Annotated in this window: 20 protein-coding genes; 14 read left to right on the top strand and 6 right to left on the bottom strand. The window is 66.7% G+C overall.

Going from position 1 to position 22,545, the window contains the following annotated elements; translation table 11 throughout:
- Positions 1 to 27: 27 nt before the first annotated feature.
- The gene (locus BLQ28_RS09195; protein WP_093238547.1) at positions 28 to 813 is read right to left on the bottom strand and encodes an SDR family NAD(P)-dependent oxidoreductase; all 786 of its coding nucleotides are present in this window, start codon (positions 811 to 813) and stop codon (positions 28 to 30) included.
- A gap of 92 nt (positions 814 to 905) precedes the next feature.
- On the opposite strand from BLQ28_RS09195, the gene BLQ28_RS09190 reads away from it, so the two are divergent.
- From BLQ28_RS09190 to BLQ28_RS09165, 6 genes are all read left to right on the top strand, one after another.
- On the top strand, positions 906 to 1,793 hold the full coding sequence (locus BLQ28_RS09190) for a LysR family transcriptional regulator (protein WP_093238546.1): 888 nt from the start codon (positions 906 to 908) through the stop codon (positions 1,791 to 1,793).
- 463 nt (positions 1,794 to 2,256) lie between these two features.
- Entirely contained in the window at positions 2,257 to 3,750 is a 1,494-nt protein-coding gene (locus tag BLQ28_RS09185) for an NCS1 family nucleobase:cation symporter-1 (RefSeq protein ID WP_093238544.1), read from the top strand.
- A 31-nt stretch (positions 3,751 to 3,781) separates the two neighbouring features.
- Positions 3,782 to 4,519, top strand: coding sequence for an aspartate/glutamate racemase family protein (locus tag BLQ28_RS09180; RefSeq protein WP_093238543.1), 738 nt, complete (start codon positions 3,782 to 3,784; stop codon positions 4,517 to 4,519).
- Between the two features lie 48 nt (positions 4,520 to 4,567).
- Positions 4,568 to 5,335 (top strand): GntR family transcriptional regulator, encoded by a 768-nt coding sequence (locus BLQ28_RS09175; protein ID WP_093238541.1) that lies wholly within the window; start codon positions 4,568 to 4,570, stop codon positions 5,333 to 5,335.
- Positions 5,336 to 5,464: 129 nt separating this feature from the next.
- The gene (locus BLQ28_RS09170; RefSeq protein ID WP_093238540.1) at positions 5,465 to 7,249 is read left to right on the top strand and encodes an EAL domain-containing protein; all 1,785 of its coding nucleotides are present in this window, start codon (positions 5,465 to 5,467) and stop codon (positions 7,247 to 7,249) included.
- Between the two features lie 137 nt (positions 7,250 to 7,386).
- Positions 7,387 to 8,877, top strand: a complete 1,491-nt coding sequence (locus tag BLQ28_RS09165) for a nucleobase:cation symporter-2 family protein (RefSeq protein ID WP_093238538.1) — start codon at positions 7,387 to 7,389, stop codon at positions 8,875 to 8,877.
- A gap of 37 nt (positions 8,878 to 8,914) precedes the next feature.
- On the opposite strand, the gene BLQ28_RS09160 is transcribed toward BLQ28_RS09165, so the two are convergent.
- Genes BLQ28_RS09160 through BLQ28_RS09140 form a run of 5 tightly spaced genes read right to left on the bottom strand, consistent with a single transcriptional unit; the run spans position 8,915 to position 12,636 of the window.
- On the bottom strand, positions 8,915 to 9,334 hold the full coding sequence (locus BLQ28_RS09160; protein ID WP_093238537.1) for a DUF1801 domain-containing protein: 420 nt from the start codon (positions 9,332 to 9,334) through the stop codon (positions 8,915 to 8,917).
- A gap of 10 nt (positions 9,335 to 9,344) precedes the next feature.
- Complete coding sequence (locus tag BLQ28_RS09155) at positions 9,345 to 9,752, bottom strand: VOC family protein (RefSeq protein WP_093238535.1); 408 nt, start codon at positions 9,750 to 9,752, stop codon at positions 9,345 to 9,347.
- Positions 9,749 to 10,240, bottom strand: coding sequence for a helix-turn-helix transcriptional regulator (locus BLQ28_RS09150; RefSeq protein WP_093238534.1), 492 nt, complete (start codon positions 10,238 to 10,240; stop codon positions 9,749 to 9,751). The genes BLQ28_RS09155 and BLQ28_RS09150 overlap by 4 nt, the downstream gene beginning before the upstream one ends.
- 42 nt (positions 10,241 to 10,282) lie before the next feature.
- Entirely contained in the window at positions 10,283 to 11,140 is an 858-nt protein-coding gene (locus tag BLQ28_RS09145) for an aldo/keto reductase (protein ID WP_093238532.1), read from the bottom strand.
- Positions 11,141 to 11,172: 32 nt separating this feature from the next.
- Positions 11,173 to 12,636: a sensor histidine kinase gene (locus BLQ28_RS09140; RefSeq protein WP_256327233.1), complete on the bottom strand. Its 1,464-nt coding sequence runs from the start codon at positions 12,634 to 12,636 to the stop codon at positions 11,173 to 11,175.
- A 360-nt stretch (positions 12,637 to 12,996) separates the two neighbouring features.
- Here BLQ28_RS09140 and BLQ28_RS09135 point away from each other — a divergent pair, with 360 nt between their 5' ends.
- From BLQ28_RS09135 to BLQ28_RS09100, 8 genes are all read left to right on the top strand, one after another.
- Complete coding sequence (locus tag BLQ28_RS09135; protein WP_093238531.1) at positions 12,997 to 14,079, top strand: tartrate dehydrogenase; 1,083 nt, start codon at positions 12,997 to 12,999, stop codon at positions 14,077 to 14,079.
- 360 nt (positions 14,080 to 14,439) lie between these two features.
- Complete coding sequence (locus BLQ28_RS09130; protein WP_093238529.1) at positions 14,440 to 15,390, top strand: ABC transporter permease; 951 nt, start codon at positions 14,440 to 14,442, stop codon at positions 15,388 to 15,390.
- Positions 15,387 to 16,262, top strand: coding sequence for an ABC transporter permease (locus BLQ28_RS09125; protein ID WP_093238528.1), 876 nt, complete (start codon positions 15,387 to 15,389; stop codon positions 16,260 to 16,262). The genes BLQ28_RS09130 and BLQ28_RS09125 overlap by 4 nt, the downstream gene beginning before the upstream one ends.
- A 5-nt stretch (positions 16,263 to 16,267) precedes the next feature.
- The gene (locus tag BLQ28_RS09120) at positions 16,268 to 17,263 is read left to right on the top strand and encodes an ABC transporter ATP-binding protein (RefSeq protein WP_093238526.1); all 996 of its coding nucleotides are present in this window, start codon (positions 16,268 to 16,270) and stop codon (positions 17,261 to 17,263) included.
- A complete protein-coding gene (locus BLQ28_RS09115) occupies positions 17,260 to 18,084 on the top strand; it encodes an ATP-binding cassette domain-containing protein (protein WP_093238525.1) in 825 nt (274 codons plus the stop codon). The genes BLQ28_RS09120 and BLQ28_RS09115 overlap by 4 nt, the downstream gene beginning before the upstream one ends.
- A 39-nt stretch (positions 18,085 to 18,123) precedes the next feature.
- Positions 18,124 to 19,617 (top strand): ABC transporter substrate-binding protein, encoded by a 1,494-nt coding sequence (locus BLQ28_RS09110; protein ID WP_093238523.1) that lies wholly within the window; start codon positions 18,124 to 18,126, stop codon positions 19,615 to 19,617.
- A 4-nt stretch (positions 19,618 to 19,621) separates the two neighbouring features.
- Entirely contained in the window at positions 19,622 to 21,025 is a 1,404-nt protein-coding gene (locus tag BLQ28_RS09105; RefSeq protein ID WP_093238522.1) for an amidase, read from the top strand.
- A 53-nt stretch (positions 21,026 to 21,078) separates the two neighbouring features.
- The gene (locus BLQ28_RS09100; RefSeq protein WP_093238520.1) at positions 21,079 to 22,539 is read left to right on the top strand and encodes an aldehyde dehydrogenase family protein; all 1,461 of its coding nucleotides are present in this window, start codon (positions 21,079 to 21,081) and stop codon (positions 22,537 to 22,539) included.
- The last annotated feature ends 6 nt before the right edge of the window (positions 22,540 to 22,545 follow it).

The raw sequence follows: 22,545 nt of genomic DNA, 5'->3' as shown, positions 1-22,545 counted from the left end.
GGATTCCCTCTCCCCTTGCGCCGCACCTCACGACATGACGCGCCCGCCGGCGACATCGAGCGTCACGCCAGTGATCCACGCCGAGGCAGACGACAGCAGGAACAGCGTGGCGGCGGCCACGTCATCGGGATGCCCGAGGCGGCCCAGCGGAAAGGCGGCGCGCATCCGCTGCTGCTGCTCCTCGGGCATCGATGTGCGGGTGCGCTCGGTCAACACGGCGGAGGGCGAAACGCAATTGACGCGGATGCCGCTCGGTCCCAATTCCTGCGCCAGATGGCGAGTCAGCATGATCACGCCCGCCTTGGCGGCGCCATAGGCTGCGGGCGCACCAGAGGCGATTCGTCCGCCGGCGGAAGCCATCGTGACGATGCTTCCCGCTCCACGATCGAGCATTGCCGGAAGGAATGCCTTGAGGGTCAGGAAGGTCGACGTCAGGTTGTTGTCGATGCTTGATCGCCAATCGGACTCGCTGATCTGAACAAAGGGGACCGGTCTTCCCGTTCCACCTCCGGCGAAGGACACGACGAAGTCCGGAACACCCAGTCGTGCAAGGACATGATCGCGCATGGCTTCGACCGCTGAAGCTTGCGCGCAATCGGCGGGGGCAGCCATCGCGTCGCCTCCCATGGCGTGCACCGCTGCAACGGTGGTATCCATCGCCGCTTCGTCACGGCCATTGACGGCCACCTTCACGCCGTTCCTTGCAAGCGCCAGGCAGGTTGCGGCCCCGATTCCACGAGAGCCACCCGTCACGAGCGCGATCTTCCCCTCCAGGTCTGGATAGATGGGAAGGCTGGACGATTGCGTAGGCATGGTGGGCTTTCTTAAGCTGCGTTGCCGCCACTTTGCGTCCGACCTAGACTAAAGACAAATCATGAATATTCGGCACGGGTATCAATATTCTTATGTCTCACCTGCTCTACCTTCGGACCTTCCTGAGCGTCTACCGGCACAGCTCGATCTCGCGCGCCGCTGAAAAACTTCACCTGACGCAACCTGCGGTGTCCCGGCACATCAAGGTTCTCGAAGGTCGTCTCGGTTATCGCCTGTTCGAGCGTTTGCCGCGCGGTCTCTTGTCTACGCCGGCCGGCAATGAACTGGAGCGAAGGATTGCCTCTCACCTGGATGCGCTCGAGCAGATCGTCGGCTTGTCTGACGGCAAAGGCGAAGCGCTGGCAGGGGTGGTGCGCGCCGGTACAAGCAGCGGTTTTTCCCGGCTCGTGCTCTCGGCGCTTTCGTCGTTGCCGAACTACGGCGTCCGGCTCGATCTGCGCACTGCGCCACCTCCAGCGCTCCTCGCCGCGCTGGTGGACAACGACATCGATCTCGCAGTGACCCTCGCGCGAATTCCACACCGGGCGATCGAATACGACCAGCTCCACGAGAGTCCGTTGTTGCTTGTCTGTGCACCGCGCTGGCGCGATCGGCTCACCAGGACCGCAGCGCCTCGCGGCATACCGTTGATCGATTTGCAAGGCCCTGCGCCGGCGCTGGCGGGCTACTGGCGCGCGGCGTTCGGCGAAGCCCCGGCCGCACCTTCGGCGATCGTTCCCGACTACCAGGCGGCGCTCGATGCCACTGTGGAGGGCGTCGGTATTTCCGTCATTCCCGAGTGCCTGTGTTTCGATCACCTGCAGACCGGCCGCGTGATCAGCCAGCCCACACGGGCAAGGATCCCGGTACCGCTCTATACGGCGTACAGCAAGGCGGCCCGCGAAAATGCGCGCTTGCGCACTTGCCATTCCCTGCTCACGGAAGCTGCGGGGGGCTGGCTCACCCGAAGCACCCGCTGAAGGACCGCACAAAGGGCGGTCCAGACGGCCGCGTCAAAGCGCCCGTGCTTGATGAAATCAGCGCGCGCCGTGAGTACTTCACCCCATAGAAATTGAACCGCCCAGCGCGGACCACAGGACGGCATGCGGCCACGCCGGTGATCGTCGTCCGAACAGTGAAGTCGACAGCTGATGCGGCTCCCGCACGAAGCAACGGTCGCGCACAGTTGCGGTGCATCTGTGCAGATTGCCATCCCGCAGTTGTGTTTCAGCGCGCTCGCCCGCGTCCCCTGCAGTGGCGCCGGCACGGCGGCGCACTTCATTGGGCATCAGCCGTGCATCAGGGAATCTACGGATATATGATTCCCCGGATGGTCTTGATTGCGTGCAGTTTTTGTATACAAATAACGCACTCGAAAAGCCGGCGCGAAATTTGCGTCAAAACGGGTCCCCAAACCCAACTTAACTCGCACGAGGAAAGACCATGAGCACAGTCGTCAGCCAGGCCCCCACGGGGGCAAGCGAAGCCGGCATTGCGCCGCACGCCGAATCGAACGCCCTCATCAAGCCCGGCTACGACCCGCGCCTAACCAACGAAGACCTCGCCCCGCTCAAGAAGCAGACCTGGGGCCAATACAACATCTTTGCGTTCTGGATGTCCGACGTGCACAGCGTGGGCGGCTACATCACGGCCGGCAGCCTGTTCGCACTGGGCCTGTCGAGCTGGCAGGTGCTGGTGTCGCTGCTGGTGGGCATCGTCATCGTGCAGTTCTTCTGCAACCTCGTGGCCAAGCCCAGCCAGGTGACGGGCGTGCCCTACCCCGTGGTGTGCCGCGCGCCCTTCGGCGTGCTGGGCGCCAACATCCCGGCCATCATCCGCGGGCTGATCGCGGTGGCCTGGTACGGCGTGCAGACCTACCTTGCGTCGGCGGCCTTCATGGTGCTGGCGCTGCACATGTTCCCCAACCTCGCGCCATACGCCGAGGTGTCGCAACACGGCTTCGTGGGCCTGTCGACACTCGGCTGGGTGGCGTTCATGGTCATGTGGGTGCTGCAGGCCTTCGTGTTCTGGCACGGCATGGAAGCCATCCGCAAGTTCATCGACTGGGCCGGCCCGGCCGTGTACGTGGTGATGGCCGTGCTGTGCGGCTGGCTGGTGTGGAAGGCCGGCTGGAGCAAGATCGACCTGAACCTGGGCGGCATCAAGTTCCAGGGCTGGGACGCGCTGCCCGTGATGCTCTCGGCCATCGCGCTGGTGGTGAGCTACTTCAGCGGCCCGATGCTCAACTTCGGCGACTTCTCGCGCTACGGCAAGAGCTTCGACGCGGTGAAGAAGGGCAACTTCTGGGGCCTGCCGGTCAACTTCGTCTTCTTCTCGCTGCTGACCGTCATCACCACGGCTGCCACGCTGCCGGTGTTCGGCGAGCTCATCACCGACCCGGTGCATACCGTGGGCAAGATCGACAGCACCACCGCCGTGGTGCTGGGCGCACTGACCTTCATGATCGCCACCATCGGCATCAACATCGTGGCCAACTTCGTGTCGCCGGCCTTCGACTTCTCGAACGTGGCGCCGCAGCACATCAGCTGGCGCACGGGCGGCATGATCGCCGCCGTGGGCTCGGTGTTTCTCACGCCCTGGAACCTTTACAACAGCCCCGAAGTCATCCACTACACGCTCGACGTGCTGGGTTCGTTCATCGGCCCGCTGTTCGGCATCCTGATTGCCGACTACTACTTCGTGCGCAAGCAGCGCATCGACGTGGACGCGCTCTACACCATGAGCCCCAAGGGCGAGTACTGGTACAGCGGCGGCTACAACCCGAAGGCGATCCAGGCACTGGTGCCGTCGGCCGTGGTGCCGATCCTGTGCGTGATGGTGCCGACGCTGCGCGGTGCCGCCAACTACGCGTGGTTCATCGGCATGGGCCTGGGCCTTGTCCTGTACGTGCTGCTGAACCGAAACAACAAGACCTGAAACACTGATAGAGAAAGAAAGGGACCGCGCCGTGCGCATCAAGATCATCAACCCCAACACCACCTGGAGCATGACCGAGAAGATCGGTGCCTGCGCCCGCGCGGTGGCGCACGCCGGCACCGAGATCATTGCCGTGAGCCCGGCCATGGGGCCGGTCTCCATCGAGAGCCATTACGACGAGGCACTGGCCGTGCCGGGGTTGCTGCAGGAGATCGCGGCGGGCGAGCACGACGGCGTCGACGGCTACGTGATCGCCTGCTTCGGCGATCCGGGCCTGAAGGCCGCCCGCGAACTCGCGCGCGGCCCGGTGGTGGGCATCGCCGAGGCCGCGATGCACCTGGCCAGCATGATCGGCAGCCGCTTCAGCGTGGTGACCACGCTGGGCCGCACCATCGGCCAGGCCTGGCACCTGGCCGAGATCTACGGCATGGAACGCTTCTGTGCCAACGTGCGAGCCTGCGAACTGCCCGTGCTCGAACTCGAAGAGCCGGGCTCGCGCGCACGCGAACGCATCGTCGAAGAATGCCGGCGCGCACTCGACGAAGACGGCTCCGACTGCATCGTGCTCGGCTGCGCCGGCATGACCGACCTGTGCGAGCACATCAGCGAACTGCTCGGCGTGCCGGTGATCGACGGCGTGGCCGCGGGCACCAAGCTCATCGAATCGCTGGTTGCGCTGAAGCTGCAGACCAGCAAGCGCGGCGAACTCGCGCGGCCGCTGCCCAAGACGATGAAGGGCGCGCTCGAAGGCTTCACCCTCGCCGGGTGATACGGGCGGCGCCACAGCCACAACCGCTCGCTGGGCCACAATCTGCGCATGCCCCGCGCCAGCTCCAAACCTTCCGCCGCCCCTCCAACCGCCGTTCCGGCAGAGAACGGCGCGACAGCCGCTTCGGCTGCGGCCGACAAGAACAGCTCCATCGAGAGCATCGCGAACGACATCGCCACCGCGATCGTCGAGAAACGCTTGCCACCCGGCACCTGGCTGCGTGAAGAGGCACTGGGCCGCGTCTACTCGGTGAGCCGCACCAAGGTGCGCGCGGCCCTGCTGATGCTGTCGAAAGACAAGCTCATCGAGATGATTCCCGACAAGGGTGCTTTCGTCTGCCAGCCCTCGGTGGAGGAGGCGCGCGAAGTGTTCACGGTGCGCCGCATCCTCGAAAGCGAAGTGGTGCGCCTGTTCATCGCCAATGCACGGCCGCGCGACTACCAGGTGCTCGAGCAGCACATCAAGTTCGAGCGCACCGCGCTGCGCCAGACCACCACCACAGGCACTGTGCGCGAAAAGCTGCTGGGCGACTTCCACGTGGCGCTGGCCGAGGCAACGGGCAACAAGACGCTGGCCGAACTGGTGCGCGAGCTGGTGGCGCGCAGCTCGCTGATCGCGATGCTCTACCACTCGTCGAACGATCCGCACTGCTCGTCCGACGAGCACGCCGAGTTCCTGCGCATCTGCCGCAAGGGCGACGTCGAAGGCGCGGTGACCAGCATGATCGATCACCTCGAACGCATCGAGGCCAGCCTCGAGCTGGGCACCGACAAGCCCGACCGGCAGCTCGACCTGGTCAAGGCACTGCTGGCCTGACGCCACGCCTTCACGACGCCACGGCCGCCGGGCCGGTGCGACTGTCACAGAACCACGTCATGCTGCTGCCCGGACAGGCTCCGCGTTCTTTCTTCTTGCGGATGCGCCACCGACGAACATCCCAACAGCATGCCCCGGCACATTCGGCCCAGCGACACCCCTGCCTCTCATCCCGCGGTCCACCCTGTTTTCCAGCCCATCGTGGACCTGCGCCAGGGAACGATCTTCGGCCATGAAGCCCTGATTCGCGGCCCCGCCGGCACCCCGCTCCATTGTCCCCAGGCACTCCTCGCGCAGGCTGCCGGCGAATCGCGGCTGACCGAGTTCGAGCTGCATTGCGTGGAAGTCATCTTCACGCACTGGGGCCAGTTGCCCAAGCCGGGGCGGCTCTTCGTGAACATGAGCGCCGATGCGCTGGTCGCGGCCATGGGCGGCGTGGGCGCGGCCTGCTGGCTCGAACGCATGCTCGCGCGCTGCGACATCTCGGCCCGCGACGTGACGGTGGAACTCACCGAGCAACGCGCGGCCGTCAACCCCGAGGCACTGCGACAGGCCGTCAAGTCGCTGCACGCGCTGGGCGCACTCGTCGCGCTCGACGATTTCGGCGAAGGCCACTCGAACCTGCGGCGCTGGAAAGACCTGCAACCCGATTTCGTGAAGATCGACAAGCTGCTGACCCAAGGCATCGCGAGCAGCCCGCAAAGCGTGGCGCTGGTGCGCGCCATCGTCGGCCTGGGCAATGCACTGGGCACCGAGCTGGTGGCCGAGGGCGTGGAAGACGCCAAGGACCTGCGCGTGCTGCGCGACCTCGGCATCGCCCATGGCCAGGGCTACCTGTTCGGCCGGCCGGCGCCCGCGCTGCAGCCCTCGCTGCCCGAACCCGTGACGGCCGCCATCCACGACGCCCGCATCGCGGTGATGCCGCATGCCTCGCAGCCGTCGCAGCCCAACGTGCTGCGGGGCCTGTCGGTCATCCAGGCGCCGGCGCTGAGCCCGCAGACGCCGATCGACGAGGTCTCGGCCATCTTCCAGAAGCACCCCGACCTGCATGCGCTGGCGGTGGTCGAGCAGGGGCGTCCGGTGGCGCTGATCAACCGGCAGTCGTTCATGAACGACTACGCGAGGATGTACTTTCGCGAGGTGCACGGGCGCCGCCCCTGCCTCTTGTACGGCAGCCTCTCGCCGCGCATCGTGGAGCGCGAGGAGAACGTCGAGAGCCTGCTCGGCATCCTGATGTCGGAAGACCAGCGCTACCTGAGCGAAGGTTTCATCGTCACGGAGAAGAAGCGCTACGCGGGCCTGGGCACTGGCGACCAGCTGGTGCGCGCCGTGACCGAGGCGCGCATCGAGGCCGCCCGGCACGCCAACCCGCTGACCTTTCTGCCGGGCAACATCCCCATCAACATCCATATTGCGCGCCTGCTCGAGGGCCGCGCCGACTTTGTCGCCTGCTATGCGGACCTCAACAACTTCAAGGTGTTCAACGATCACTACGGCTACTGGCGCGGCGACGAGATGATTTTGCTGCTCGCGCGCCTGGCGACGCAGCACGCCAACCCGCACCGCGATTTCGTTGGCCACATCGGCGGCGACGACTTCCTGGTGCTGTACCAAAGCCCCGACTGGCAGCAGCGCTGCACGCGGTTGATCGAGGACTTCAACCGGCAGGCACCCGGCCTCTACGACGAGGCCGACAGGCTGGCGGGCGGCGTCGAAGGGGAAGACCGGCAGGGCGCGATGCGCTTCACGCCCTGCGCCACGCTTTCCATCGGCGCGGTGCGCATTCCGCCGGACATGTTCAGGCACGCCGAAGATGTGGCCAGCGAGGCCGCCATCGCCAAGCACGAGGCCAAGCACACCGCGTCGGGCCTCACGGTGCGCGAGCCCCGGCCGCACACACCGCCGCGCACGTAAAGCACCCGGCCGGATTCGGGTTTTTCCGAGTCCAGATTGTTGCATAAGTTGTATACAGTTTGGCGTACACAATGAGGTGTGCGCCATGGCAATGCCGTGCCGCGCAGCCTCTCCCCTCGCAGCAGCAGGAGACAACGATGACGGGCGATACCCTTTCCTCAGCAGTTCACCCCGTGGACGAGCGCCTGCCTTCGGGCAAGCTCGCGGCCCTCGGCCTGCAGCACGTGCTGGTGATGTACGCGGGCGCCGTCGCGGTGCCGCTCATCGTCGGCCGCGCGCTCAAGCTCTCGCCCGACGAAGTCGCGCTGCTGATCTCGGCCGACCTGTTCTGCTGCGGCATCGCCACGCTGATCCAGGCACTGGGCGCCACGCAGTGGTTCGGCATCAAGCTGCCGGTGATGATGGGCGTGACCTTCGCATCGGTCGCGCCCATGGTGGCCATGGCCAACGCCAACCCCGGACAGAACGGCGCGCAACTGCTGTTCGGCTCCATCATCGGCGCGGGCGTCGTGTCGATCATGATCGCGCCGCTCGTGAGCCGCATGCTGCGCTTCTTTCCGCCGGTGGTCACCGGCACCATCATCGCGGTCATCGGCATCAGCCTGATGCGCGTGGGCATCAACTGGATCTTCGGCAACCCCGTGGGCCCGACGGCGCCCGCGCTGGTCGACCCGGTCTATGCGAAGTGGCTGGCCGAGGTCACCTCGCCGGGCAGCTCGATTCCCGCGGTGCCCAAGGGCTTCGCGATCATGCCCACGGTGCCCAACCCCAAGTACGCCGACCTCTCGGGCTTCGGCGTGGCCGCGCTGGTGCTGGTGTCGATCCTGCTCATCGTGAAGTACGCCAAGGGCTTCATCGCCAACATCTCGGTGCTGCTGGGCATCGTGATCGGCGCGGTGGTGGCCTCGCTCACCGGGCTCATGACCTACGAGAAGGTCGGCAAGGCGGCCTGGGTCGACATCGTGCTGCCCTTCCACTTCGGCATGCCGCAGTTCGACCCGATCCTGATCTTGACGATGACGCTCATCATGATCGTGGTGATGATCGAATCCACCGGCATGTTCCTCGCCCTCGGCGAAATGACGGGCCGCAAGATCGACCAGAAAGACCTGGCCCGCGGCCTGCGCACCGACGGCCTGGGCACGCTGATCGGCGGCATCTTCAACACCTTCCCGTACACCAGCTTCTCGCAGAACGTGGGCCTGGTGGCCGTCACCGGCATCAAGAGCCGCTATGTGTGCGTGGCCGGCGGCGTGATCCTGATGGTGCTGGGCCTGCTGCCGAAGATGGCCGCGCTGGTCGAGTCGCTGCCCACCGTGGTGCTCGGCGGCGCGGGCCTCGTGATGTTCGGCATGGTGGCCGCCACCGGCATCCGCATCCTCTCGGGTGTGGACTTCAAGACCAACCGCCACAACGCGATGATCGTCGCCGTGTCCATCGGCATCGGCATGATTCCGCTGATCGCACCCAACTTCAAGCAGTGGATGCCGCATGCCATTCACTCGCTGATCGAGTCGGGCATTCTGCTGGCGTCGATTGCTGCGGTGCTGCTGAACCTGTTCCTCAATGGCGCGAAGCACGACGAGCAAGCGGTGATTGCTGCGGCCAAGCAAGCCGAGGCGCACTGAACAAGCAGGCGCTCTGGTCCCAGAGCGCCACGCCGGCTCACTGCTTGCGGCGAGTCCGGCTGCTGGCCGAAGAAGTGTTCAAGGCCACAGCCGCCCGAATCAGCGCCTTGATCCCCTTCTCGTCCAGCTTGTCACCCTCATGAAAATCGATGGCGCGCCGGACATTCCCGTCGAGGCTGGAATTGAAGAGGCTCGTCACGCCGTCCAGCGCCGCGCCCTTGGCAAAGGTCATCTTCACGGCGCTCTTGTAGGTCTCGCCCGTGCAGACGATCCCGTCGTGCGACCACACCGGCGTGCCTCGCCACTTCCATTCCTCGATCACGTCCGGGTCAGCCTGCCTGATCAACGCGCGCAGCCGCGCGAGCATCTCGCCCCGCCAGTCGCCCAGTTCCGCGATGCGCGCATCGATCAGGTCCGAGGCAGACGCGGCGCCTTGTGTGCGGCTCTTGTCGTCCATGCCGCCCACCTCAGCCCCGCGCCTCGATCATCTTCCAGCCGTTGCCCGACGGGTCGCGAAAGCCCGCGTCGACCGTGCCGAAACGCGCGACCGGCTCCTGCGTGAACTCCACGCCACGGGCACTCATTGCCTCGTGGGCGGCGCGGCAGTCGCTCACGCTCAGCACGAGCGGCGGCATCGCACCCTTGGCCACGATGGCGTTCAGCGTCTGCGCCGTCGCTGCATCGTGGACCGGTGGGCCGGGCACGAACAGCCCCAGCTGGAATGACGGCTGCTCCGGGTGCTGCACCGTGAGCCAGCGGTAGCTGCCGTTGCGCACGTCCGTGTGGACGCGAAACCCGAGCTTGTCGACATAGAACGCGAGCGCTTCGTCCTGATCGCGAACGTACAGGCTCACCACTTGAACACCTTGACTCATGGAATCTCCTTGTTGGATGGCCCGTTTATAGCGACGGCTTCGCGGCGCCGCTTCTCCGAAACTGCTGTCGTCAGATCGGGCCGCTGCGCCGCGCCAAGGATGCAGACCGGCACGCGGCCGGGCTCCTGCGCCTCGGCCCTGGCGCGCGCACGCACCGCGCTCGGGCTCTCGCCGGTGATGTCGCGGAAGGTGCGTCCGAAGGTGCCCAGGCTTTCCCATCCCGTCTGGAATGCGATCTCGGTGATGGGCAGGTCGGTATCGCGCAGCAATGCCGTCGCCCGCTCGATGCGCCGCGTCAGCAGGTAGCGGTGCGGCGGGATGCCGAAGGCGTCCTTGAACGACCGCGCGAAGTGGGCTTCGGAAACGCCGCTCACATCCGCCAGCCGCTGCACGGGCCAGTCTTCGCTCGACGCGGCATCCATCCGGTCCTTGGCGCGCAGCAGGCGCCGCAACAAGGCCGGGTCCTGGCTCGGGAGGTCGTCGTTCATGTCTTGTCGGGCAGGCTGCCGCGCGGCAATCGAAGGCCCGCGTCAGATCATCGCCAGCGGGGCCTTGCGGCGCGGCGGCGGATGCAGGCGGTCCAGTTCGGCGAGCGTGGCCGCATCGAGCTTCAGGTCGGCGGCGGCCAGGTTTTCTTTCAGGTGCGCGCTGCGCACCGCCTTCGGAATCGCGACGACACCGGGCCGCGCGAGCACCGCGGCCAGCGCGAGTTGCGCCGCCGTCACGCCGAGCCGCTGTGCCAGTTCGCCCAGCGCATCGTCTTCGGCCAGCGCGCCCTGGTCGATGGGGCTGTAGGCCATCAGCGGCATGCCGCGCTCGCGCTGCCACGGCAGCAGGCTGAACTCGGGGCCACGCTCGCCCAGCGACAGGTACACCTGGTTGGCCGCGCAGCCGGGGCCATCGCCGATGGTCTGCACCAGCTCTTCCATGTCGTCGGTGTCGAAGTTGCTCACGCCCCAGTGGCCGATGTGCCCATCGGCCACCAGCGCCTGCATCGCCTCGACCGTGCCGGCCAGCGGATGGTTGCCACGCCAGTGCAGCAGGTAGAGGTCGATGGCGTCGAGCCCCAACCGCTGCAGGCTGCGCTCGCAGGCCTCGCGCGTACCGCGACGGCTCGCGTTGTGCGGATAGACCTTGCTGACGACGAAGAGGTCTTCGCGCCGCACGTCGCCCGTGCGCAGCGCCTCGGCGATGGCCTGTCCGACCACGGTCTCGGCGCCGCCTTCACCGTACATCTCGGCCGTGTCGATGAGCCGGTAGCCCAGCACGATGGCCTCGCGCACGGCGGCCACCTCGGCCGCGCGACGGGCAGCGTCTTCGCCCATGCGCCAGGTGCCCAGGCCAAGAACCGGCATCCCGCCGCCGGTGGGGAGTGGAAGTGTTCGCATGGCCCCGATGGTACGAGGGGGCGAAGCCGCTGTCAGGCCGTCGACAGCGGCAGCCAGACGGTCACTTGCAGGCCGTTCCCCTTCGGATTGACGTCGAGTTCGATGCGGCCCTTGTGCTGTTCCAGCACCGACTTGACGATCGCCAGGCCCAGCCCGCTGCCCGACTGGGTCTGGTCCGGGTTGCGGAAGAAGCGGTCGAACACGCGCTCGCGCAAGGCGGGCGGAATGCCGGGGCCCTGGTCCGTCACGCGCAGTACCGCGCAGCGCCCTTCGCGGGCGATGCGTACCGTCACGGTGCCACCGTCGGGGCTGTACTTGATGGCGTTCTCCACGAGATTGCTGATCATCGAGATCAGGCTCTCGCGCTCGCCGAAGACGGGCGTCGCCCCTTCGGATGCGAAGTCCAGCACCACGCCGCGCGCACCGGCCAGCCCCTCGACCAGCGAGATCCTGTCCTGCACCAGCGCGTCGAGGGCAAGCACGGTGGGCAAGGCGTCTTGCGGAATCTCGTCGCTGCGCATCAATTGCTGCAGCTGGCCCACGAGCCGCGAGGCGCGGTCGTTGCTTCGCAGCAGGTTGGCCATCAGCTCGCGCTGGCCCGCGTCGTCGGTCTGCTCTTTCAGTGCTTCCACGTTCACGCGCATTGCATCGAGCGGCGTGCGCAGTTCGTTGGCGGCATCGGCGATCAGCCCGCGCTCGCGCGCGGCACGGTCACGCACGCTGCGCAGCAGGTCGTTGATGCTGCGCACCAGTGGCCGCAGCTCCTTGTGCTTGGGCTCGAACGACAGCGGCGTCAGGTCCGCCGGCCCGCGCGCGGCGGTTTCCTGCGTCACCTGCCGCCAGGGTCGCAGCGCCAGCAGCACCGACAGCCACGCCGGAAAGACCAGAAACGGCAAGCTGATGACCAGCGGCAGCAGGTAGTAGCTGCGGTTCTCGATGGTGAAGTTGAAGCGCCATATCTTCGGCTCGGCCAGCATCACTCGGGTGTCCAGCAGCGGCGAAGTCATGGTGCGCGCGCGCCACTCGCGGTCGCCCACCCGGATCGTCTCGACCTGCCCCGGCGCCGAATTCAGCATCACCGGCATGCCGGCGTTGGAGTTGTAGATGAGCACGCCCTCCTGCCACACCTGCATGATCGGCGCCTTGTCCGAGGTGGAGCCGAAGTCGCCCGAGGTCTCCAGCAATGTCAGGTCCAAGGTCCGCAAGGTCTCCTGCTGACGGTCGGGCGCATCCGCGAGGTTCTGGGCTGTCGAGAGGATGAGGTCGTAGACCTTGCCGTAGCGCACCAGCTCCGGCACCGAATTGGAGTCGTACAAGAAGAGCGCAACGGTCAGCCCCCACAGCAGCGCGACCACGCAGATCTGCGCCAGCAGCAGCCGCCGCACCAGCGACGGCTGTACCCATCGTTTCCATCGCCGGACGAGCGCCTGCGTCACCGCGCGCCGCTCTTCGCGCGTGCGTCGCGGCCGCAACGCGGCACCGTTCTCGACAAGCAAAACATGGGTGGGTCTCCTGGCGAGCGGCCCCGGGCGCGGGGTGTCGCGAGCGCGCCAGTATCTGGCAGCCCCTCCCTGAAGAATTCAGAAAACCTTCATGAACGGCCCAGATGGTGGGCATCCGCCGGCAAGCGAAGGAAGGCAACAGCCTTCTCATTTTCAGAAGTCGAAGGCAGTTTTATGACAGGGAAATTCCGTAGCCCCCTGGGAAACGACCCCTTCTTGTCTTCTGATTTTGTCAACACTGGGTGGGTGCCAACCCCGCCCCTCTGGCACGGCGCGTGCTCCTAGAATTTTTCGATGGTCCTGCGTCACGAGCGCCGGCACCCCATCAAAACGAACTTGGAACAGGTTGAGTCAATGCAGAAAAAGCACAGGATTGCCGTCATTCCCGGAGACGGCATCGGCGTCGAGGTCATGCCCGAAGGGCTTCGCGTGCTCGACGCGGTCGGTCGCCGCTTCGGCATCGACTTTTCGTACGACCACTTCGACTGGGGCTCCGACCACTATGTGCGCACCGGCCTGATGATGCCGGCCGACTGGGCCGACAAGATCCAGGGCCACGACGCCATCTACTTCGGTGCGGTGGGTGCGCCCGACAAGGTGCCCGACCACATCGCCGTGTGGGGCCTGCTCATCAAGATCCGCCGCGACTTCGACCAGTACGTCAACCTGCGCCCCGTGCGCCTGATGCCCGGCGTGCCCGGCCCGCTGGCGCACCGCAAGCCCGGCGACATCGACTTCCTGGTGGTGCGCGAGAACACCGAAGGCGAATACACCTCGGTGGGCGGGCGCCTGTTCGAAGGCACGCCGCGCGAAATGGCGATCCAGGAAGCCGTGTTCACCCGCACCGGCGTGGACCGCATCATCGACTACGCGTTCCAGCTTGCCAGCCGCCGCAAGCGCAAGAACCTGGTGGCCGCCACCAAGTCGAACGGTATCTCGATCACCATGCCCTACTGGGACGAGCGCCTGGCCGAGATCGCCACGCGCTACCCCGACGTGGCGACGAGCAAGTACCACATCGACATCCTGTGCGCGCACTTCGTGCAGCACCCTGACTGGTTCGACGTGGTCGTGGCCTCCAACCTGTTCGGCGACATCCTGTCCGACCTGGGCCCGGCCTGCACAGGCACCATCGGCATCGCGCCGTCGGCCAACCTGAACCCGGAGCGCAAGTTCCCGTCGCTGTTCGAGCCGGTGCACGGCTCGGCGCCCGACATCGCGGGCAAGGGCATCGCGAACCCCATCGGCCAGATCTGGTCGGCCGCTTTGATGCTGGACCATCTGGGCAACAACGACCCTGTGTATGCGCAAGCCTCGGCTGCGGTGATCTCGGCGATCGAGACGGTGCTCAGCGAAGGTCCGCGCACGCGCGACATGGGCGGTACTGCTTCTACCGTGGACGTGGGGCGTGCCATTGCTGAATGCATCTCTGCATGACGCCTTGCTTTTCTGTTCTTCGCCTTGTGCCGTTGGGGCGTGAAGTTCGTCGTTCAGGGCGCGCTCACGCCGACGGCGTGCTCTGCTCCGCGAATGTCCCCCGGGGCGCTGCGCGCCCCTCCTCCTTTATTTCGCTGCGCAGAGCACACCGCCAGCGTGAGCGTTATGCGGAGCGGTCGTTGATCGCAGGATCGCCAGCGGCGTGCCCAGGTGCGAATGGCACCGGGTGCTCCCCGCAGCGAAATAAAGGAGGAGCGAAGCGGGGGACATTCGCGGAGGGGAGCACCCGGTGTCATTCGCACGCGCCCCGAATGAACCCGCGTCCCAGCACCCCGAAACACAAGAGGCGGAGCCACTGACATGGGCCTGTTCCTGCTCAAGCGCACATTGACACTCATCGGCACATTGATCGGTGCGTCGATCATCGTGTTCCTGGTGCTGGAAATTCTCCCGGGCAATGCGGCGCAGATGCTCATGGGTCCAGATGCGTCGCCTGAAGCCGTGGCCGCGTTGGCAACGAAGCTCGGTCTCGACCTGCCCGCGTGGACCCGCTACTGGCACTGGATCGGCGGCCTGCTCACCGGCAACCTGGGCGACAGCTATGCCTACAGCTCGCCCGTGCTCGACCTGATCCTCGAACGCCTGGCACTGACCGTGCCGCTCGCGCTGCTGGCTATGACGCTCACCATCGTGATCGCCCTGCTCGTAGGTGTGACCGCTGCTGCCCGCCATAACAAGCTCGGCGACGTCGGCCTGATGGGGCTGGCGCAGGTCGGGGTTGCCATTCCGAATTTCTGGTTCGCGATTCTTCTGATCCTCGTGTTCTCGGTGCAGCTGCAGTGGTTCTCCGCCGGCGGCTTCGAGGGCTGGGGCGAAGGCTTCTTCGCGGGCATCAAGTCGCTGCTGCTGCCGGCCCTGTCGCTGGCCGTGGTGCAGGCGGCGATTCTTGCGCGCATCACGCGTTCGGCGGTGCTCGAAGTGATGCGCGAAGACTTCGTTCGCACTGCCCGCGCCAAGGGCGTGTCGCAGCGTGCCGTGCTGTGGACGCACGTGCTGCGCAACGCGATGATCCCGGTCATCACGGTGATGGGCATGCAGTTCTCCGAGCTGCTGGCCGGCACCATCGTGGTGGAGAACGTGTTCTACCTGCCGGGCCTGGGCCGGCTGATCTTCCAGGCCATCAGCAACCGCGACCTGATCGTGGTGCGCAACTGCGTGATGCTGCTCGCGGCGCTGGTGGTCATCGTGAACTTCGTGGTCGACGTGCTGTATGCCGTGATCGATCCGCGCATCAAGGCCAGCGACATATGAGCGCCATCACAGCCCCGAGCGCTGCCGCGCATAAGCCCCACGGATTCTGGCGCCGTGCGCTGCAGCACCGCAGCTTCGTCATCGGTGGCGTGCTCGCATTGCTGCTGGTCGTCGCAGCCCTTGTGTCTTTCGTCTGGACGCCGTGGTCGCCCTATGCGATGGACATGGCGAACAAGATGCAGGCGCCTTCGGCCTCGCACTGGCTCGGCACCGATGCATTCGGCCGCGACGTGGCTTCTCTGCTGCTGGTCGGCGCACGCGCCTCCATCCTCGTGGGCGTGATCGCCGTGGGCATCGGCCTTGTCGTCGGCACCGCATTGGGCCTGCTGGCGGCCGCGAAGCGCGGCTGGGTCGAAGAAGCGGTCATGCGGCTTTCGGACTTCACGCTCGCCTTTCCCGCGATCCTGTCGGCCATCATGATGACGGCGGTGTTCGGTGCCGGCATCGTGAATGCCATCGTCGCCATCGGCATCTACAACATCCCGACCTTTGCGCGCATCACGCGCGCATCGGCCAATGCCATCTGGTCGCGCGAGTACGTGGCCGCCTCGCGCGCCTGCGGCAAGGGACCGTTCGCCATCACGATGCAGCACGTGCTGCCGAACATCTCGGCCGTGCTGATCGTGCAGATCACGATCCGCTTCGCCATTGCGATCCTCGCCGAGGCCGCCCTCTCCTATCTGGGCCTGGGCACGCAGCCTCCACAGCCTTCATGGGGCCGCATGCTGAGCGAAGCACAGACCCTCATGTTCCAGCAACCGCTGCTGGCGGTCTTCCCCGGCATGGCCATCGCGTTGGCGGTGCTGGGCCTGAACCTGCTGGGCGATGGCTTGCGCGATTTGCTCGACCCCCGCCTCGCCCGCGCCCGCTAAGCCCTATGCCTCTCCTCGAAGTCAACAACCTCCAGATCGGCCTGCAGACACAGCGCGGCCCGGCGCTGGCCGTGCGCGGCATTTCGTTTTCGCTGGAGCGCGGCGAAACGCTGGGCATCGTCGGTGAGTCGGGCTGCGGCAAGTCGATCACCGTGATGTCGCTGATGGGCTTGCTGCCCTCGACCGCCGACGTCACCGGCAGTATCAAGCTCGACGGCCAGGAACTGGTCGGCCTGCCCGAAAAGCAGATGTGCCAGATTCGCGGCAACCGCATCGGCATGATCTTCCAGGAGCCGATGACGGCGCTGAACCCGGTGCACACCATCGCGCGCCAGGTCGGCGAACCGCTGCAGTTGCATCGCGGCCTGACGAAAGCGCAGGCCCGCAAGGAAGCATTGGGCCTGCTCGACCGCGTGGGCATTCCCGATGCGGCTTCGCGCCTGGACGCCTACCCGCACCAGTTCTCGGGCGGCCAGCGCCAGCGCATCGGCATCGCGATGGCGCTCGCCTGCGGCCCCGACCTGCTGATCGCCGACGAGCCGACCACCGCGCTCGACGTCACGATCCAGAAGCAGATCCTCGAACTCATCCAGAGCCTGGTCGCGGAGCGCGGCATGGCGCTGATCCTGATCTCGCACGACCTCGGCGTGATCGCCAACAGCGTCAAGCGCATGCTGGTGATGTACGGCGGCAGCGCGGTCGAGAGCGGCCCGACCGACGTGGTCTTCGCCGGCCGCGCCCACCCTTACACGCGCGGCCTGTTCGCGGCGCGACCGGCCATCGGCGTGCAACGTGCCGGTCGGCTGCCGACGATTCGCGGCAGCGTGCCCGAGCTGGTCGACCTGCCCCGGGGCTGCGGCTTCGCGGGCCGCTGCGAGCACACCATCGACCTGTGCCAGAGCACGCGCCCGCCCGCTACCCTGCTGCCGAACGGCCATGCGGTGCGTTGCCTGCGGCTTGCGGAGATCGCCGCACTGAATGCAAAGGCGGCCACCGCATGAGCAGCCAGCCCGCACGCGCATCCGCCAGCCAGCCGCTGCTGTCGGTCAACAACCTCTACCGCCACTACGCGCTGCCGCGCGAAAAGCTCTTCGGCCCACCACCGACCGTGAAGGCGCTCAACGGCGTGAGCTTCGATGTGCAGGCCGGCAAGAGCGTCGGCATCGTCGGCGAATCGGGCTCCGGCAAGTCGACCATCGCGCGCCTCGTGATGGCGCTCGACACGCCGACCTCGGGCACCGTCTCGCTCGAAGGCCGCAACCTGCATGCGCTGTCGAAGGCCGAGCTGCGCACCGCGCGGCGCGACTTCCAGATGGTGTTCCAAGACCCGTACGGTTCGCTCGACCCACGCCAGACCGTGGCACGCATCGTCGCCGAGCCGCTCGAAGCACTGGCCGAAACCAGCCGCGCCGTACAACGCGAACGCGCATCCGAAGCACTCGCCGCCGTGGGCTTGCGCACCACCGACATGGACAAGTACCCGCACGAGTTCTCGGGCGGTCAACGACAGCGCATCGCGATTGCGCGCGCGCTCATCACGCGGCCCAAACTGATCGTGGCCGACGAGCCCGTGAGCGCGCTCGACGTCTCCGTGCAGGCCCAGGTGCTCAACCTCATGCAGGACCTGCAACAGCAGTTCGGCATCAGCTACCTGCTCATCAGCCACGACCTCGCGGTGGTCAACCACCTGTGCGACGAAGTCTGCGTGGTCTTCAAGGGCCGCATCGTGGAGCGCGGCAAGCCCGCCGACCTGTTCGCACATGCCCAGCACCCCTACACGCGCACCCTGCTGTCGGCCGTGCTGCACACGCCGTCGCGCTAGGCGCGGCGGTCTTTCCCTCTCACTTCCAGGAGCTATCGAATGTTGAAGCGACGCACCGTCATGACCTCCGCCATGGCCGCGGCCATCCCGGGTGTCTTCCTGCCGCAGGCCCGCGCACAGGCCGGCAAGAACACGCTGACGATCGGCATGCCGCTCGAACCGCCGGGCATGGACCCGACCACGGGCGCCGCGTCGGCCATTGCCGAGATCACGCAATACAACATCTTCGAGACGCTCACCAAGGTCAACGCCGACGGCTCGGTCACGCCGATGCTGGCCGAGAGCTGGTCGTCGTCGCCCGACATGAAGACCTTCGTCTTCAAGCTGCGCCGTGGCGTGCGCTTCGAGAACGGGCAGCCCTTCAACGCCGCCGTCGTGAAGTTCTCGTTCGACCGCGCGGGCGGCGCCAAGAGCACCAACAAGGACAAGCGCTTCTTCAGCGAGATCGGCACCGTGGTGCTCGACGAGTACACGGTGGGCGTCAACAGCACGCTGCCCAACCCCGACCTGCCGTTCATGCTCGGCCAGTCGACCGCCTGCATCGTCGAGCCCAAGAGCGCCGAGACCAACGTCACCACGCCCGTGGGCACCGGCCCCTACAAGCTGGGCGCATGGCAGCGCGGCGCCTCGTGCACGCTGGTGAAGTCGCCGACGTACCGCGACCCGAACTTCGCGAAGACCGAGCGCTTCGTCTTCCGCTTCATGTCGGACACCGCCGCGCAGACCGCTGCGCTGATGGCGGGCGACATCGACATCTTCCCGCGCGCCGGCACGCGCTCGGTGGCGCAGTTCAAGGGCAACCCGCGCTTCCAGGTGATCGAGGTGGGCACGCGCGGCAAGGTGATCCTGACCATCAACAACCGCAAGAAGCCGCTGGACGACGTGCGCGTGCGCCGCGCGATCCTGGCGGCCATCGACCGCAACGCGATCATCCAGGGTGCGGCGGATGGTTTCGGAAAGCCCATCGGCAGCCACTACGCGATGGGCGCGCCGGGCTTCGTCGACACCACGGCAATGAACCCCTTCGACGTCGAGAAAGCGAAGAAGCTGCTGGCCGAAGCCGGCGTGAAGACGCCGCTCGAATTGCGTCTGCAACTGCCCCCGCCTTCGTATGCACGCCAGGGCGGCGAGATGATCGCGGCGCAACTGGCGCAGATCGGCATTCACGTGAAGATCCAGAACGTCGAGTGGGCCCAGTGGCTGATCAGCACCTTCGGCGGCGCGCACGACTTCGACCTGACGATGGTGGCGCACGTGGAGCCCTTCGACCTGGTGAAGTACACCGAGCCCGACTACTACTGGGGCTACGACTCGAAGAAGTTCCGCGACCTGTTCGTCACCATCCAGAACGAAGAGAACAAGAAGCGCCGCGCCGACCTGCTGGCCGAAGCCCAGCGCCAACTGGCCACCGATGCGGTCAACGGCTTCCTGTACCAGGCGGTGTTCCCGACCATCGCGCGCAAGGAAGTGAAGGGCCTATGGCCGAGCATGCCGATCGTGGTGAACGATCTGGCCGCGATCTCGTGGGGTTGATGCGATGACGATGAAGCCCCTTTACTCGCTGAGCGTGCAGGAGCTGCACGCGGCCTACCGCAGCAAAGAACTCTCGCCGGTCGAAGTGGCGCGCTCGGTCAACGAGCGCATCGCGGCGTACGAGCCCGCGTTGCATGCGACGTGGCTGTTCCGCCCCGAACTCGCGCTCGAACAGGCCCGCGCCTCCGAGGCGCGCTGGCTGGCCGGCACGCCTCGCGGCACGCTCGACGGCGTGCCCGTGACCATCAAGGACAACCTCGCGACCGAAGGCGACCCGATGCCGCTGGGCACCGCCGCCTACGACCTCGTGCCGATGGCGCAAGACTCGCCACCCGCCGCGCGCCTGAAGGAAGACGGCACGGTGCTGGTGGCCAAGACCACGATGCCCGACCTGGGCATGCTGTCGTCGGGCCTGTCGAGTTTTCATGAACTCTCGCGCAATCCGTGGGACCTGTCGCGCACGCCCGGCGGCTCCAGCGCGGGTGCCGGTGCGGCGGCTGCCGCAGGCTACGGCCCGCTGCACGTGGGCACCGACATCGGCGGCTCGCTGCGCCTGCCGGCCAGCTGGTGCGGCATCTACACGCTCAAGCCCAGCTTCGGCCGCATTCCGCTGAGCACGCCCTACATGGGCCGCTGCGCCGGCCCGATGACGCGCACCGTGGCCGACTCGGCGCTGATGATGGCGTCGGTCGCGCAGCCCGACGACCGCGACTATTCGGAGCTGCCCGCGCCCACCATCGACTGGAGCGCCTTCGAGGTCGATCCGTCGTTCCTCAAGGGCAAGCGCGTGGCGCTGCACATGGATGCAGGCTGCGGCCTGCCGCTCGATCCGCAGATTGCCGAAGCCATCCGCCGCGCCGCCAGGCGCATCGAGGCCGCCGGCGCGCACATCGAAGAAATCGCGGCCTTCATGACGCCGAAGATGCTGCAGGGTATGGACCACTTCTGGCGCATGCGCTCGTGCATCGACATCCAGGCCATGCCGGCCGAGAAGCGCGCGAAGATCCTGCCGTACATCCGCGAGTGGGCCGAGAGTGCGGCCGGCTTTTCGGGCGCGCACATCTTCGACGCCTACAGCCAGTTCATCGCGACGCGCGCGGCCACGGTCGCCGCCACCAAGGCCTACGACTTCGTGATTTCGCCGGTGTCGCCGAACATGCCCGCGCCCGCGGACCATGCCTCGCCCACCAACGACCCGATGCTGCCGCTGGAACACATCGGCTTTACCGTGCCCTACAACATGTCGGAACAGCCGGCCGCGTCGATCAACTGCGGCTACTCGGCCGAGGGCCTGCCCATCGGCCTGCAGATCGCGGGCCGCCGCTTCGACGACCTGGGCGTGCTGCAGTTCAGCCGCGCCTTCGAGCAGATCCGCGAAGCACAGCGCGCCTGGCCCGAACCCCAATGACGAATGACATCGCGGCGCATCCACACGGCGCCGCGCGCAAGGAGACAGATTCAATGAGCAACAACGACGCAGCAACCCACTACATCGACGGCCGCCGCGTGGCGTCCGAAGGCAACGCCACCATCGACGTGATCGACCCGAGCGACGGCCAGAAATTCGGTGAGATCGCGCGCGGCACCGCTGGCGACGTCGACACGGCCGTGCGCGCCGCGCGCAAAGCCATGGGCGAGAACTTCGACGGCCCCTGGGGCGCGACGACCGCACTGGAGCGCGGACGCCTGCTCGCCAAGCTCGGTGCCGCCGTCATGCAGCACCACGAAGAACTCGCGCAGCTCGAAGCCCGCGACACCGGCAAGGCGCTGCGCGTGGCGCGCAACGACGCGACCGCGCTAGCGCGCTACATGGAGTACTACGCCGGCGCCTGCGACAAGCTGCACGGCGACACCCTGCCCTACGAGCGCGGCTACACCGTGCTCACCGTGCGCATTCCGCACGGCGTGACGGGCCACATCATTCCCTGGAACTACCCGATGCAGATCGCGGGCCGCAGCGTGGGCGCATCGCTCGCGGCGGGCAACGCCTGCGTGGTCAAGCCGGCGGAAGACGCGAGCCTGTCGCTGCTGCGGCTGGCAGAGATCGCGACCGAGGTGGGCTTTCCGGCTGGCGCGCTCAACGTGGTGACGGGCTACGGCAAGGAAGCCGGCGCCGCGCTGTGCGCGCACAAGGGCATCGACCACATCTCGTTCACCGGCTCGACCATGACCGGCCGCAGCGTCGGCCTGGCCGCGGCCGAGCGCCACTGCCCGGTGACGCTGGAGCTGGGCGGCAAGTCGCCGCAGATCGTTTTTGCCGATGCCGACCTGGACGCGGCCGAGCCGGTGCTGGTGAACGCCATCATCCAGAACGCCGGCCAGACCTGCTCGGCCGGCAGCCGCGTGCTGGTGGAGCAATCGATCTATGAAGAGGTCGTGCAGCGCCTCGCCAAACGCTTCACTGCAGTGCGCGCGGGCACGCCGGCGGAAGACCTGGACATGGGCCCGCTCATCAACGAAAAGCAGTTCCGCCAGGTGCGCGACATGGTCGCGACCTCCGAGGCGAGCGGCATGAAGGTGGCGGCGCGCGGCACGGTGTCGCCCAACGCATCGGCCACCGGTTTTTATCAAGAGGCCGTGCTGTTCCGCGACGTACCGCACGACAGCGACCTCGCACAGCGCGAGGTCTTCGGCCCCGTGCTGGCGGTGATGCCTTTCGCCGACGAGGCCGAGGCGGTGCGCCTGGCCAATGGCACCGACTTCGGCCTGGTGGCCGGCGTGTGGACCCGCGACGGCGGCCGGCAACTGCGAATGGCCCACAAGCTGCACTGCGGGCAGGTCTTCATCAACAATTACGGTGCAGCGGGTGGTGTAGAACTGCCCTTCGGCGGCGTGAAATCCAGCGGCTTCGGCCGCGAGAAGGGCTTCGAGGCCCTGCTCGGATTCACGACCCTCAAGACCATCGCAATCAAGCACGGATGAAGAAGA

Origin of the sequence: Variovorax sp. EL159 (assembly GCF_900100965.1) — a bacterium.
Classification (GTDB): Bacteria; Pseudomonadota; Gammaproteobacteria; order Burkholderiales; family Burkholderiaceae_C; genus Variovorax.
The sequence above is the reverse complement of the archived record's forward strand: the minus strand, read 5'-3'. Positions and strand labels throughout refer to the sequence as shown.